Here is a 13,048-nt window from a genome sequence, read left to right on the forward strand (position 1 = left end):
CGTTTCGGCGACGTAACAACAAGATGACTACGTGGAAACACCCCGGTCATAGCGTCCTGGCCTAATCAGTGAGGTCGGATGATCGGAGACTTGCGATGACGCTCGAGGCACGACAAGCGGCCGTCGCCACCAGCGGCCACGGAGATGGCAGCGGGGCGGTGGGCACGGTCGAGGCGCCGCGACGCGGGCGGTGGATCGATGTCTGGGATCCCGAGGACGCGACGTTCTGGGCCGGGAAGGGCCGGGCGCTGGCCCGGCGGAACCTGTGGCCCTCGATCTTCGCCGAGTTCCTCGGCTTCTCGGTGTGGCAGCTGTGGAGCATCGTCGTGGTGTCGATGCCGAAGGCGGGCTTCACCTACAGCACCGACCAGCTGTTCTGGCTGGTCGCGCTGCCGAGCCTGGTCGGCGCGACGCTGCGGTTGCCGTACACGTTCGCCGTACCGCGGTTCGGCGGGCGGAACTGGACGATCTTCTCCGCGCTGCTGCTGCTGATCCCGACTGCCGGGCTCTCGTACTTCATGACCCAGCCGGACACGTCGTTCTGGCTGATGGCGCTGGTCGCGGCGACCGCGGGTGTCGGCGGCGGCAACTTCGCCAGCAGCATGACGAACATCTCGTTCTTCTACCCGGAGAAGGAGAAGGGTTTCGCGCTCGGTGTGAACGCGGCCGGCGGAAACCTCGGTGTTGCGGTGGTGCAGCTGCTGGTGCCGATCGTGATCGTCCTGGGCGCCGGTCTGACGCTGAACCGGGCCGGCCTGCTGTGGCTGCCGCTGATCCTGCTGGCCGCGTTCTGGGCCTGGAAGGCGATGGCCAACCTCTCGGTGGCGAGCTCGTCGTTCCGTACGTCGATCGCCGCGGCGAAGCGCCCGCACACCTGGGTGATCTCGTTCCTCTACATCGGCACGTTCGGGTCGTTCATCGGCTTCGGGGCGGCGTTCCCGCTGCTGATCAAGACCACCTTCCCGGACATCACGCCGGCGCACTTCGCGTTCCTCGGCGCCCTGGTCGGGTCGGTCGCGCGGCCGTTCGGCGGCAAGCTGTCCGACAAGGTCGGCGGCGCGTGGGTGACGGTCTGCTCGTTCGTGGTGATGGGTCTCGGAATCCTCTCCGCGGTGGTCTCGCTCAAGTCGGAAAGTTTCCCGGCGTTCCTGACGAGTTTCCTGGTGCTGTTCGTGGCCAGCGGAATCGCGAACGGATCGACGTACCGGATGATTCCGGCCGTTTTCCGGCTCACCACACCGGGCGACCCGGGCCGGGCCCGGCGTGAGGCGGCGGCCTGTATCGGGATCGCGTCCGCGGTCGGTGCGTACGGCGGTTTCCTGGTCCCGCGTGGATTCGCGATGTCGACGAGCAACTTCGGCTCGCTGATCCCGGCGCTGTACGTGTTCTGCGGGTTCTACGTGGTCTGTCTCGCGGTGACGTACTTCTGCTACCTCCGCAAGGGTGGCCCGCTCACCCGGGAGCGCGTGTGAGGGCTGTCTCGACTCATTGTCCGTACTGCGCCCTGCAGTGCGCCACCACGCTGCACCCGGTCGCTCGGCCGGGTGCGGTGGAGGTGCGCCCGCGCGACTTTCCTACCAATCGGGGTGGGTTGTGTCGTAAGGGCTGGACGGCTCCCGAGGTCCTCACGGTGCCGGACCGGCTCACGATGCCGCTGGTCCGCAACGCCGCGGGCGAACTGGTGGAGACGAGTTGGGACAGCGCGCTGGACTTCGTCGCCGACCGGATCAAGGCGTTGCAGACCGCTCACGGGCGGGACGCGATCGCCGTGTTCGGCGGTGGCGGGCTGACGAACGAGAAGGCGTACGCGCTGGGCAAGTTCGCCCGCGTGGCGCTGAAGACGGCGAACGTGGACTACAACGGCCGGTTCTGTATGTCGTCGGCGGCCGCCGCGACGAACCGGGCGTTCGGAATCGACCGCGGACTGCCGTTTCCGCTGGCCGATCTGGGTGGTGCCGGAGCAGTGCTGCTGGTCGGCAGCAACATCGCGGAAACGATGCCGCCCGCGGTGGCGCATCTGCAGGGCGCACGCGACACGGGTGGACTTCTGGTCGTCGACCCGCGTCGCTCCGCAACTGCCGGACTGACCGAGGAAAACGCTGGAATTCACCTGCAGGCGACGCCCGGCACCGACCTCGCTTTGGTGCTCTCGCTGACCCACGTGGTGCTGCAGGAAGGGCTGGCGGACACGGCGTACCTGCAGGAGCGGACCGATGATCCGGATGCGCTCGTCCGTACGACGGCGTCCTGGTGGCCGGAGCGGGCCGAGCGGGTAACCGGTGTTCCGGCCGCGACGATCCGCCGCGCTGCGCGGGTCCTGGCAGCGGCCGCTCCGGTGCATGGTGGCGCCGGGGCGTTCATCCTGACGGGCCGCGGGGCCGAGCAGCACAGCAAGGGCACCGACACGGTGACCGCCTGCATCAACCTCGCGTTGGCGCTTGGCCTCCCGGGCCGGCTCGGCAGCGGGTACGGCTGCATCACCGGGCAGGGCAACGGGCAAGGCGGCCGTGAGCACGGGCAGAAGGCGGATCAGCTGCCTGGTTACCGGAGCATCTCGGACCCGGCGGCGCGTGCGTACGTCGCTGGGGTCTGGGGAGTGGATCCGGACGAGTTGCCGGGCCCGGGGAAGAGCGCGGTCGAGCTGATCAACTCGCTCGGTACGGCGGATGGCCCGAAGGCCCTGCTGGTGCACGGGAGCAACCTGCTTGTGTCGGCGCCGCACTTGTCGTCGGTACGCGAGCGCCTGGCGGCTCTCGATCTGCTGGTTGTCGCGGATGTTGTGCCGTCGGAAACGGCACTGCTCGCGGACGTGGTCTTTCCGGTCACGCAGTGGGCCGAGGAGGAGGGGACGATGACGTCCCTCGAAGGCCGGGTACTGCGGCGGCGCGCCGCGGTGGCCGCGCCGGGTGAGGTGCGGAGCGATCTCGCGGTGTTCGCGGGGATTGCCGAAAGGCTCGATGTACCAGGGTTTTGCACTGATCCGGCCGAGGTGTTCGAGGAGCTTCGGAGGGCGAGTGCCGGCGGGAAGGCCGACTACTCCGGGATCACCTGGGAGCGCTTGGACGCCGAAGAGGCGTTGTTCTGGCCGGTGCCGCACGACGGGCACCCGGGAACGCCGCGGCTGTTTTCCGACGGATTTCCGACGGTGGACGGGCGGGCGCACGTCGTACCGGTCGACCACCGTCCGGTCGCGGACGATCTGAGCACGGAGGCACCGTTCTATCTGGTGACGGGGCGGTTGCTGCAGCACTACCAGAGTGGCGCGCAGACGCGGCGGGTTCCGGAGCTGGCCGAGGCCGAGCCGGAGGTGTACGCCGAGATCCATCCGCGGGTCGCGGCGCAGCTCGGGATCAGCGACGGGCGTCCGCTGCGGCTGCGGACGGCCCGCGGGTCGATGGTGCTGCCGGCTCGGGTGACGGCCGACGTACGGCCGGACACCGTTTTCGTGCCGTTCCACTTCGGTGGGGCTGAGGCGGTCAACGAGCTGACCAACGACGCGCTCGACCCCGTGTCGCGGATGCCCGAGTTCAAGGCGTGTGCCGTCGATGTCACCGCCGCTGCCCTCCCAGCAACGGGGGTTTCGGCATGAGAGTAGTGATCATCGGCGGTGGAATGGCGGGTCGGCGGCTGGCCGGTCTGTTGCCGTCGTACGACGTGACGGTCCTGGGCGACGAGCCGTCGTACAACCGGGGCCGTCTGACCGAGTACGTCGCGGGTCGCGCGGAGGTTGCTGTCAGCAACGAGCCGGTGGCGCGCGCGGTGGCGGTCGACCGGGTACGGCGGGTTGTTACCGACGATGCCGGCCGCGAGTACGCGTACGACCGATTGGTGTTCGCGACCGGCGCTGTGCCGGTGGTTCCGGACGGCATCGAGGGCGGGCAGCTGTTGAGGTCCGTGGACGACGCACGGGCGGTGGTTGCGGCGACCGGCGAGGCCAGGCGTGCCGTGGTCCTCGGCGGCGGAGTGCTCGGGGTCGAGACGGCTTGTGCGCTGCGGGAACGTGGTGTCGCGGTCACGTTGGTGCACGACGGTGAAACCCTGCTGGACAAGACGATCCGCGCCTCGGCCGGACGTCGCGTGACGCGCGCGGTCCGGCGGCTCGGTGTCGAAGTGCTCCTCAACACGGAACTCGACGGAACGGAAAAAAAGAACGGCCGTTTCCGTGCCCTCAGGCTGCGGAACGGCCGCCAGGTGTTCGGCGATCTGCTGGTCGTCGCCTGCGGTGTCCGGGCTCGCGCCGAGCTGGCAACAGGCCTGACGGTGCGCGACGGAATTGTCGTGGACAGCACCCTGACGAGCCCGGACGACCCACGGGTCCATGCGATCGGCGACTGCGCCGAGATCGACGGGCGCGTCACCGGCACCGTCGACTCCGCCTGGACGCAGGCCGAGGCGCTCGCGAAGCACCTGATGAACGAGACCGCGGAACTGCCCGACTACGAGGTCGTGCGCGTAACGGCCGGCGGCCTCGATCTGCTTGTCCTTGGCGACAAGGACGAAGACGGGGCAGTGGTTCGGCTCGAGGACGAGACGCGGTACGTGCGGGCCGTCCTGCGGGACGGCGTGGTGCGGTCGGCGGTGGCGGTCGGTGCGCCGGAGGTCGCCGCGGAGCTGGTGCTGCTGGCGGACCGCGGTACGCCGGTCGTCGCGGACGGCCTGCTCGCGGAAAACGTTGTACCTGAGAAGAAAGTGGCGACCGTCTGCAGGTGCAACGGCGTCACCAGGGTCGCGATCGAAGCGGCCTGGCGTGGGGGTGCCGACAGTGTCGCCGGCATCGCCGCCACGACGCGGGCGACGACTGGGTGCGGAAGCTGCACCGGCGCCGTCGGCGAACTGCTCGACCGCTTCCGGCGCGGCGAGACCGAACCAGTCCCGAGCAGGAGGGCGACGATGGCAGAGCTGAACAAGGCCAAGCACGTGGTGGTGGTCGGTGGAGGGATGGTCGCGCACCGCCTGGTCGAGGCACTGCGGCAACGCGACACGGAGGTCGACTACCGGATCACGGTCTTCGGCGAGGAGCCGCGGCTGCCGTACGACCGCGTCGCGCTGACGAGCTACTTCTCCGGCCGCGACCCGCACGACCTGTCGCTCGGCGACCCGGACCTCTGGGACGACCCGGCGGTCAACCTCCGCAAGGGCGTGCAGATCACGTCGATCGACACCACGGCGAAGACCGTCACCACGGCACGCGGCGAGGAGGTCGGGTACGACGAACTCGTGCTGGCGACCGGCTCCGCGGCGTTCGTCCCGCCGGTGAAGAACAACGACGCGCAAGGCTGCTTCGTCTACCGGACCATCGACGACGTCGCCGCGCTGCGCGTGTACGTCGAACGTCTGAGGAGCGAAGGCAAGGACGTCAACGGCGTCGTCGTCGGCGGTGGTCTGCTCGGCCTCGAGGCGGCCGGCGCGCTGCGGGCGCTCGGCGCCGGCACCAAGGTCGTCGAGTTCGCGCCGCGGCTGATGCCGCTGCAGGTCGACGAGGGCGGCGGTTCCGCGCTGGCCCGGCTGATCGAGGGCCTCGACGTGGAAGTACTGACCGGAACGCAGTGTCAGCGCGTGAAGCTCACCTCGCAGGGCGCGGCCCGCGCGATGGGCGTTGCCGACGGCCCCGATCTGCCGGCCGATGTGGTGGTCTTCGCGGCCGGCGTCCGGCCGCGTGACGAACTCGGCCGCGAGGCCGGTCTGCAGATCGGCGAGCGCGGCGGTGTCGTGGTCGACGAAGCCTGCCGAACGTCCGTTCCTGGTGTCTGGGCGATCGGCGAAGTGGCTTGTATCGAAGGGCGCGTGTGGGGCCTGATCGCCCCCGGCTACACGATGGCCGAGATCGTCGCGGACCGGTTGCTCGGCGGCGAAGCGACGTTCCCGGGTGCGGACACCTCGACGAAGCTGAAACTGCTCGGTGTCGACGTCGCGAGCTTCGGTGACGCGTTCGGCGCCACCGAGGGCGCACTGGACATCGTGTACGCCGACCCGGTGGCCGGTGTCTACAAGAAGCTCGTGCTGTCGGACGACGCTCGTACCCTGCTCGGCGGCATTCTGGTCGGCGACGCGTCGGCGTACTCCGGACTGCGGCCGATGGTCGGCCGGGAGCTCGGCGCGGACCCGGCCGCCTTCCTGCTGCCCGAGGGCGCGGGCCCGGTGCAGCTCGAGCTGCCCGACGACGCGCCGGTGTGCTCGTGCAACAACGTGTCCGCGGGGACGATCCGCTGTGCCGTCCGCGACGAGGGCTGCAGTGACATCAAGTCGGTGTGCGGGAAGACGAAGGCCGGTACGTCATGCGGGTCGTGTCTGCCGATCGTCAAGAACCTCCTCAACACCGAGCTCACCAAGGCCGGCGTCGAGGTCAGCAAGGCGCTGTGCGAGCACTTCGCGCTGTCCAGGGCCGAGCTGTTCGACGTCGTCCGGATCACCGAGCTGCGGACGTTCAGCGAGATCGTCGAGCGGCACGGCAGCGGTCGCGGGTGCGACATCTGCAAGCCGGTGGTCGGGTCCATCCTGGCGAGTCTGGACCCGGCCGGTCACGTGCTCGAGGGCGAGCGCGCGACGCTGCAGGACACCAACGACCACGTCATGGCCAACATGCAGAAGGACGGCACGTACTCCGTCGTACCGCGGATCCCCGGCGGTGAGATCACGCCGGAGGGCCTGATCACGATCGGCGAGGTGGCGCGCGACTTCGGGCTCTACACGAAGATCACCGGCGGTCAGCGGGTCGACCTGTTCGGGGCGCGGATCGAGCAGCTGCCGGCGATCTGGAAGCGGTTGGTGGACGCGGGCTTCGAGTCGGGACATGCGTACGGCAAGGCGCTGCGGACCGTGAAGTCGTGCGTCGGGTCGACCTGGTGCCGGTACGGCGTCCAGGACTCGGTCGGGATGGCGATCGCGCTGGAGCTGCGGTATCGCGGGCTGCGGTCGCCGCACAAGCTCAAGCTCGGTGTCTCCGGCTGTGCGCGGGAGTGCGCGGAGGCGCGCGGCAAGGACGTCGGCGTGATCGCGACCGAGAAGGGCTGGAACCTGTACGTCGGCGGCAACGGCGGTATGACGCCGCGGCACGCCGAGCTGCTCGCCTCGGACCTGACCGACGAGGAGCTGTTCCAGGCGATCGACCGGTTCCTCATGTACTACGTCCGTACCGGCGACCGCCTGCAGCGGACGGCGGTCTGGATGCGCGAGCTCGAGGGCGGCCTCGATCACGTGCGGGCCGTCGTACTCGAGGACAGCCTCGGGATCGGCGCCGACCTGGACGCGGCGATGGCCAAGCACGTCGACGCGTACGTCGACGAATGGCAGGCGACGCTGAACGATCCCGGCAAGCTGGCCCGGTTCGTGTCGTTCGTGAACGCGCCGGACCAGCCCGACGCCGACCTGCGGTACGTGGTCGAGCGCAACCAGCCGCGCCCGGCCACCTCGGTCGAACGCGGGCAGCTGGAGCCGGTCCTGCTGGCCGGCCCCCGATTGGAGGTACGTCGATGACCATGACGAGTGTCGAGCGGACGGTGGTCTGCGCTTTTGAGGCACTGCTGCCGGAACGCGGGGTCGCGGCGCTGCTCGGGGACGTCCAGATCGCGTTGTTCAGGACGCACGACGACGAGGTGTTTGCCATCGGCAACCAGGATCCGTTCAGCGGGGCGAACGTGATGTCGCGGGGCATCGTCGGCAGCCGCGGCGACGTACCGACGGTGGCGTCGCCGATGTTCAAGCAGGTCTTCGATCTGCGCACCGGGGCGTGCCTGGACGATCCCGAGGTGTCGCTGCCGGTGTACCCGGTCGAGATCGTCGACGGACAGGTCGTGGTGGGTCCAGGTGACTACTAGGCCGGGGCCGCTCAGCGGCTGCACGATCGCCATCACGGCGCATCGGCGTGCGGAGGACCTGATCGCGTCGTTCGAGCGGCGCGGCGCGAAGGTGCTGCACGCGCCGACCCTGCAGATCGTGCCGGTCGCCGACGACCACGCGCTGATCGAGGCGACCCGGCGGGTGATCGCGAACCCGCCGGACGACGTCGTGGTCACCACCGCGGTCGGGTTCCGCGGCTGGATCGAGGCGGCCGACACCGCCGGTCTCGCCGCGGACCTGCTGGGCACGTTGGAGCAGTCGCGGATCCTCGCTCGTGGTCCGAAGGCACGTGGCGCGATCCGCGCGGCTGGGCTGGTCGAGCACTGGTCGGCGCGGTCGGAGACGACGGCCGAAGTGGTCGAATGGCTGCAAGCGCAGGGCGTCGTCGGGCGGAAGATCGTCGTACAGCTGCACGGGCTGTCGGATCCCGCGTTGCAGGACGCGTTGCGGTCGGCCGGCGGGTCGGTGCGCGGGCTGGAGGTGTACCGGTGGGGGCCGGCGCCTGATCCCGTTGTGGTGGAGCGGATGATCTCGCAGGTGTGCGCGGGGACCGTCGACGCCGTCGTACACACGTCGGCGCCGGGTGCGCAGGCGATGCTCGACGCGGCCGCGTTGAACGGGCAGTACGACGACCTCACGACGGCGTTGCGGACCGGGCGGGTGCTGAACGCGTGCGTCGGCCCGGTGACCGCGGGACCGTTCGGGGCGTTGGGACTGGACCCGCTCGTGCCGGACCGGTACCGGTTGGGTGCGCTGATCCGGATCGTGACCGATCGGCTCACCGACGACAACGCGCGATCGATCGAGACGGCGTTCGGTCAGTTGGTGATTCGTGGGGGCGCTGCGGTGCTGGATGGCGTCGTACTGCCGCTGGGTCCCGGGCCGCGTGCTGTCCTGGCGGCGCTGGTCGCGGCTGGGGGAGATGTGGTGTCGCGTCCTGAGTTGCTCGCTGTGTTGCCTGGTGCGGAGGATGTTCATGCTGTCGAGGTGACGGTCAACCGCTTGCGGACGGCTGTCGGGCGTCCCGAGTTGGTGCGCACGGTTGTCCGTCGCGGCTATCGGTTGGCCGTTGAGCCTGCGGGAGTTCCGACATGACTGATCTTGTTGCGGTGGCCCACGGTACGGCGGATCCGCGTGGGATCCGGGTTGTGCATGAGCTGGTTCGGGAGATGGCTCGTCAGCGGCCGGATCTGCCGATTTCGTTGGGGTTTGTCGATCTGCTGACGCCGGCGCTTCCGTCTCTTGTTCGTCGCGTCACCAGGGATGCCTCGGACGCTGTCGTCGTACCGCTGCTGTTGAGTTCTGGCTATCACGTGTACGTCGACGTTGCGGCCGAAGCGCGGCGCTACCCCGGGCAGGTCCACGCGGCCGGTGCCCTTGGTCCGGATCCCGTGCTGGTCGAGATCCTCGCTGACCGTCTCGGCGACCTGTCCCGCGTGGACACCATCGTACTGGCAGCCGCCGGCTCGTCCGACCCGCGCGCACTGGCCGACTGCGAAACAACCGCCAACCTCCTGTCCGCACGCGTCGACCGCCCTGTCCGGGTGGCCTACGTCTCCGGCGCCGGCGACCGCCTCCCCGACGTCCTATCCCGCACCCCAGGCCGCCTAGCCATAGCGACGTACCTCCTGGCCCCCGGCTTCTTCCACAACCTCATCCACCGCCACGCCCACCCCCACCCCGTCACAGCTCCCCTCGCCCCCGACCCCCGCCTATCCACCCTCGCCCTCCACCGCTACGAGTCCGCTAGAACGATCAGTCGTCTGTCTGCTCTACCGTCTTGCGCGTGAAGTACTGCTGCCCGCTTGCCTACTACTGCCCCGAACGCGAGGCGATCACCTGCTATCGGCATGGCGGCACCGAACCGTGCTGCACTGACGAACAAGCACACGAATGCGTCGAGGACATGTACGGCGCCGAGGACGGGCTGACGCTTGGCGACGGATTCACGTGTGCCGCTGCGGCAACTACGTGATGACGGGTCTCGAGCACGAACCGCCGTCCGAACCCGGATATCCGCTCAAGGGCACACCGGCGACCGCCGACGACAGACTCGTCTTTCGAATCGACGACGTGAGCGAACTCGCCGGCCGGGATGGACTGCGAGCCCTCGCTCGACCGGGTGACGCTCTTGGTCGACACGGACGTCCCGATGACACCAGGCGCCTACCTGAGAGTGTGATCGCCGGATCCTCACGCCGTGCAGCTCCCTCGGAGCGACTGAATCGGCAGCTCGACAGTACGTACACGTCTGCTGCTGGTGAGCGCAGGCGGGGCCGTCGGTCGGGTCTCGGGCAGTGGACGTATACGTACTGTCGAGCTGCTGCAGATCCTCAGGCGGCGTCTAGGGCGGGGCCTAGGTGGGCTTCTTCGTAGGTGTAGTGGGCTTCTAGGGCTGTGGCTAGGTGGGTTAGGTGGGTGCGGAGGTGTTCGGCTTCGGCTTGGGTGGGGGCTTTGGCTAGTTGGTCAACTGTGGTGGTCAGTTGCTGGTTGAGGGTGGCTACTGCGGCGTGCTCTTGGGTGAGGCGGTCCAGGGCTGGTTTTAGGTCGGGGAAGTCTGCGGCTAGGCGGGGGAAGACGCCGTCCTCGCGGGAGTGGTGGGCGTGGAGGGAGTCGCAGAATGAGAGGCAGTGTTGGTGGAGGGTTTTCGCGCTAGGTGGCGCGGGGGCTGCGCCGGCTAGGTACGCGTCTACCGCGGCGAGTGTCGTGGACAGTTGCTCGCGGAGGCCGTTGTGGATCTCCTTCAGTTGGGCGGTGGCCGCGCCGACGCGGGCGGGCGTGAGGGCGACGACGGCGATCACCCGGTCGGTGTTCTGCTGGTACGTCGCGAACGCGGGATCACGTTCTGCTTGTACGCCGTACAACCGGTCTCGCTCCGCTCCGGTGATCTCCTCGGCGATAGCGTCGTACCGGCGGCCGTCGACCTCGACCGTCACGAGCGGGTTGGCGCGGAGGTTGTGCAGCCAGGCCGGCGCCTGTGGACGGCCGGCATTGCTCGCGAAGACGAGGCGTCGGCCGTCGAGCTCGGCGTACGCGACGGTGACGGTCCGCGCGGCGCCCGACCGCGCGCCGATGGTGGTGAGCTCGAGGAGCATGCGCCTAACCTTTGACTCGAGAAGTGATTTAGCTTTGCAAGCAAAGTAGTTTTGAGGACAAAGGTATGGCAAGCGTCGACGACAGCATCCGCACGCTCCTGCTGCTGATGCCGCGGATGGTGGGCCGTACCAAGCGGCTCAAGATCCCGGAGGAACTGGCCGGCCTGAACCTGGCGCCGAGGCATCTCAGCCTGTTCGCCTACCTGCTGTTCGACGGCCCGCTAGGCGTCAACGAGTTGGCCGAGCGCCTCGAAGTCACTCCCGCCACGGTCAGCCTGATGGTCACCGAACTGACGCGCAAAGGCATCCTTGAGCGCCAGGAGGACCCCACCGACCGCCGGCGCGCAATCATCACTCTCTCCGACGACCACCGGCCTGCCATCGACGCCTGGCTTGCCCGCGGCGCGCGCGCCTGGCGCACCGCACTGGAACCCCTCACCAACGATGAACGAGCCCTGTTTCTGAAGACATTGAAGGCTTACGAAGAGGCGCTTTGATCGCGGAGGGCTTTGAGGTCTGCGTGGCAGCGGGTTTCTACTTCGGCGAGGTCTTGGAGGGTTTCTTCGATGTCGCGGCGGCGTTGTTCTAGTTCGGTGCGGCGGTGGGTGATCTGGTCGAGGAGGTAGACGAGTTGGCCTTCCTCGCCGGGTTCGGCGTCGTACATGTCGACGATCTTGGCGATCTCGTCGAGGGAGAAGCCGAGGCGTTTGCCGCGCAGGATGAGGGCGAGGCGGACGCGGTCGCGGGGGTGGTAGACGCGGGCGGTGCCGCGGCGTTCGGGGGTGAGCAGGCCGCGGTCCTCGTAGAACCGGATCGTCCGGAGTGTCACGTCGTACTCGGCGGCCAGTTCGGCGATCGACCAGGTCTCTGCGGACACCTGGCTATTGTGCATGCTGCTCAGCGTGCTTTACGTTTACGTAAGCGTCAAGCACGAAGGGGTGCGTATGTTCGAGTTGTCCGCGGAGCATCAGGAGTTCCGTCGTAGCGTTCGTGACTTCGCGGAGGCCGAGATCGGCCCGCACGCGGCGGAGTGGGACCGCAAGCACTACTTCCCGGTGGAGGTCGTGCAGAAGATGGGGCGGCTCGGGCTCTTCGGGCTGACCGCGCCGGAGGAGTACGGCGGCGCGGGCGGCGACTTCACCAGCCTGTGCGTGGCGATCGAGGAGATCTCCCGGGTCGACCAGTCGATGGGGATCACGCTCGAGGCGGCGGTCGGGCTCGGGATCAACCCGATCCTGACGTACGGCACCGAGGAGCAGAAGGCCACCTGGCTGCCCGACCTGGTCGCGGGCAACAAGCTGGCCGGGTTCGGGCTGACCGAGCCGGAGTCGGGGTCGGACGCCGGCGCTACCAAGACCCGCGCGGTCGTCGACAACGGCGAGTGGGTGATCGACGGCTCCAAGCAGTTCATCACCAACTCGGGTTCGAGCATCACGAGCTGCGTGACGGTCACGGCGCGCACCGGTGAGCGGGCCGACGGCAAGCCGGAGATCTCCACGATCATCGTCCCGAGCGGTACGCCGGGATTCACCGCGGAAGCGGCGTACGACAAGCTCGGCTGGCATGCCAGCGACACGCACCCACTGTCGCTCGTGAACTGCCGGGTCCCCGAGGCCAACCTGCTCGGTGAGCGCGGCAAGGGGTTCGCGCAGTTCCTCGCGACGCTCGACGACGGGCGGGTCGCGATCGCGGCAGTCGCGCTCGGCTGCATCCGCGCGTGTCTGGAGCTGTCCGTGCAGTACGCCGGTGAGCGCCAGACCTTCGGCGGGCCGATCGGCCGCAAGCAGGGTGTCGCGTTCCAGATCGCCGACCTGAAGGTGATGGCGGACGCCTCCGAGCTGCTCGTCTACCGCGCTGCCGCGCTCAAGGACGCCGGCGCGTCGGTCGCCGACTTCAAGCAGGCCGCGTCGGTCGCCAAGTTGTACGCGACCGAGTCCGCGGTGACCGCGACCCGGATCGCCACCCAGGTCTTCGGCGGTTACGGCTTCATGGAGGAGTACCCGGTGACCCGGTTCTACCGCGACGCCAAGATCCTCGAGATCGGCGAGGGTACGTCGGAGGTCCAGCGGATGCTGATCGCGAGGTCGCTCGGCCTCCCAGTGGAATGATGCCTGGGA

At 68.8% G+C, this 13,048-nt stretch carries 11 protein-coding genes; 9 read left to right on the forward strand and 2 right to left on the reverse strand.

Going from position 1 to position 13,048, the window contains the following annotated elements; all coding sequences use genetic code 11:
• Positions 1-95: 95 nt before the first annotated feature.
• Genes OHB24_RS18725 through OHB24_RS18755 form a run of 7 tightly spaced genes read left to right on the forward strand, consistent with a single transcriptional unit; the run spans position 96 to position 9,811 of the window.
• Positions 96-1,472, forward strand: coding sequence for an MFS transporter (locus OHB24_RS18725; protein ID WP_327640338.1), 1,377 nt, complete (start codon positions 96-98; stop codon positions 1,470-1,472).
• Positions 1,469-3,589, forward strand: a complete 2,121-nt coding sequence (locus OHB24_RS18730; RefSeq protein WP_327640339.1) for a molybdopterin oxidoreductase family protein — start codon at positions 1,469-1,471, stop codon at positions 3,587-3,589. Before OHB24_RS18725 ends, OHB24_RS18730 begins: the two co-directional genes overlap by 4 nt.
• Complete coding sequence (gene nirB, locus OHB24_RS18735) at positions 3,586-7,473, forward strand: nitrite reductase large subunit NirB (RefSeq protein ID WP_327640340.1); 3,888 nt, start codon at positions 3,586-3,588, stop codon at positions 7,471-7,473. Before OHB24_RS18730 ends, nirB begins: the two co-directional genes overlap by 4 nt.
• On the forward strand, positions 7,470-7,814 hold the full coding sequence (gene nirD, locus OHB24_RS18740; RefSeq protein ID WP_327640341.1) for a nitrite reductase small subunit NirD: 345 nt from the start codon (positions 7,470-7,472) through the stop codon (positions 7,812-7,814). The genes nirB and nirD overlap by 4 nt, the downstream gene beginning before the upstream one ends.
• Positions 7,804-8,931: a uroporphyrinogen-III synthase gene (locus OHB24_RS18745; RefSeq protein ID WP_327640342.1), complete on the forward strand. Its 1,128-nt coding sequence runs from the start codon at positions 7,804-7,806 to the stop codon at positions 8,929-8,931. The genes nirD and OHB24_RS18745 overlap by 11 nt, the downstream gene beginning before the upstream one ends.
• The gene (locus OHB24_RS18750) at positions 8,928-9,626 is read left to right on the forward strand and encodes a sirohydrochlorin chelatase (RefSeq protein WP_327640343.1); all 699 of its coding nucleotides are present in this window, start codon (positions 8,928-8,930) and stop codon (positions 9,624-9,626) included. Before OHB24_RS18745 ends, OHB24_RS18750 begins: the two co-directional genes overlap by 4 nt.
• Positions 9,623-9,811, forward strand: coding sequence for a hypothetical protein (locus OHB24_RS18755; protein WP_327640344.1), 189 nt, complete (start codon positions 9,623-9,625; stop codon positions 9,809-9,811). The genes OHB24_RS18750 and OHB24_RS18755 overlap by 4 nt, the downstream gene beginning before the upstream one ends.
• Before the next feature lie 358 nt (positions 9,812-10,169).
• On the opposite strand, the gene OHB24_RS18760 is transcribed toward OHB24_RS18755, so the two are convergent.
• Positions 10,170-10,931, reverse strand: a complete 762-nt coding sequence (locus OHB24_RS18760; RefSeq protein WP_327640345.1) for a nitroreductase/quinone reductase family protein — start codon at positions 10,929-10,931, stop codon at positions 10,170-10,172.
• A gap of 65 nt (positions 10,932-10,996) precedes the next feature.
• Between OHB24_RS18760 and OHB24_RS18765 the strand changes: the two genes are divergently transcribed.
• Positions 10,997-11,428, forward strand: coding sequence for a MarR family winged helix-turn-helix transcriptional regulator (locus tag OHB24_RS18765; protein WP_327640346.1), 432 nt, complete (start codon positions 10,997-10,999; stop codon positions 11,426-11,428).
• Here OHB24_RS18765 and OHB24_RS18770 read toward each other — a convergent pair.
• Complete coding sequence (locus tag OHB24_RS18770) at positions 11,410-11,808, reverse strand: MerR family transcriptional regulator (protein WP_327640347.1); 399 nt, start codon at positions 11,806-11,808, stop codon at positions 11,410-11,412. The two genes, OHB24_RS18765 and OHB24_RS18770, sit on opposite strands and share 19 nt — an antisense overlap.
• Before the next feature lie 67 nt (positions 11,809-11,875).
• Here OHB24_RS18770 and OHB24_RS18775 point away from each other — a divergent pair, with 67 nt between their 5' ends.
• Positions 11,876-13,039 (forward strand): acyl-CoA dehydrogenase family protein, encoded by a 1,164-nt coding sequence (locus OHB24_RS18775; RefSeq protein WP_327640348.1) that lies wholly within the window; start codon positions 11,876-11,878, stop codon positions 13,037-13,039.
• The last annotated feature ends 9 nt before the right edge of the window (positions 13,040-13,048 follow it).

The sequence above is a fragment of the Kribbella sp. NBC_00482 genome, from assembly GCF_036013725.1.
Classification (GTDB): Bacteria; Actinomycetota; Actinomycetes; order Propionibacteriales; family Kribbellaceae; genus Kribbella.

Bases quoted from the DNA above. Each gene is read 5' to 3' on its own strand.
- OHB24_RS18725 (WP_327640338.1), top strand. From the start codon at position 96: ATGACGCTCGAGGCACGACAAGCGGCCGTCGCCACCAGCGGCCACGGA.
- nirB (WP_327640340.1), top strand. From the start codon at position 3,586: ATGAGAGTAGTGATCATCGGCGGTGGAATGGCGGGTCGGCGGCTGGCC.
- nirD (WP_327640341.1), top strand. From the start codon at position 7,470: ATGACCATGACGAGTGTCGAGCGGACGGTGGTCTGCGCTTTTGAGGCA.
- OHB24_RS18750 (WP_327640343.1), top strand. From the start codon at position 8,928: ATGACTGATCTTGTTGCGGTGGCCCACGGTACGGCGGATCCGCGTGGG.
- OHB24_RS18760 (WP_327640345.1), bottom strand. From the start codon at position 10,931: ATGCTCCTCGAGCTCACCACCATCGGCGCGCGGTCGGGCGCCGCGCGG.
- OHB24_RS18765 (WP_327640346.1), top strand. From the start codon at position 10,997: ATGGCAAGCGTCGACGACAGCATCCGCACGCTCCTGCTGCTGATGCCG.
- OHB24_RS18775 (WP_327640348.1), top strand. From the start codon at position 11,876: ATGTTCGAGTTGTCCGCGGAGCATCAGGAGTTCCGTCGTAGCGTTCGT.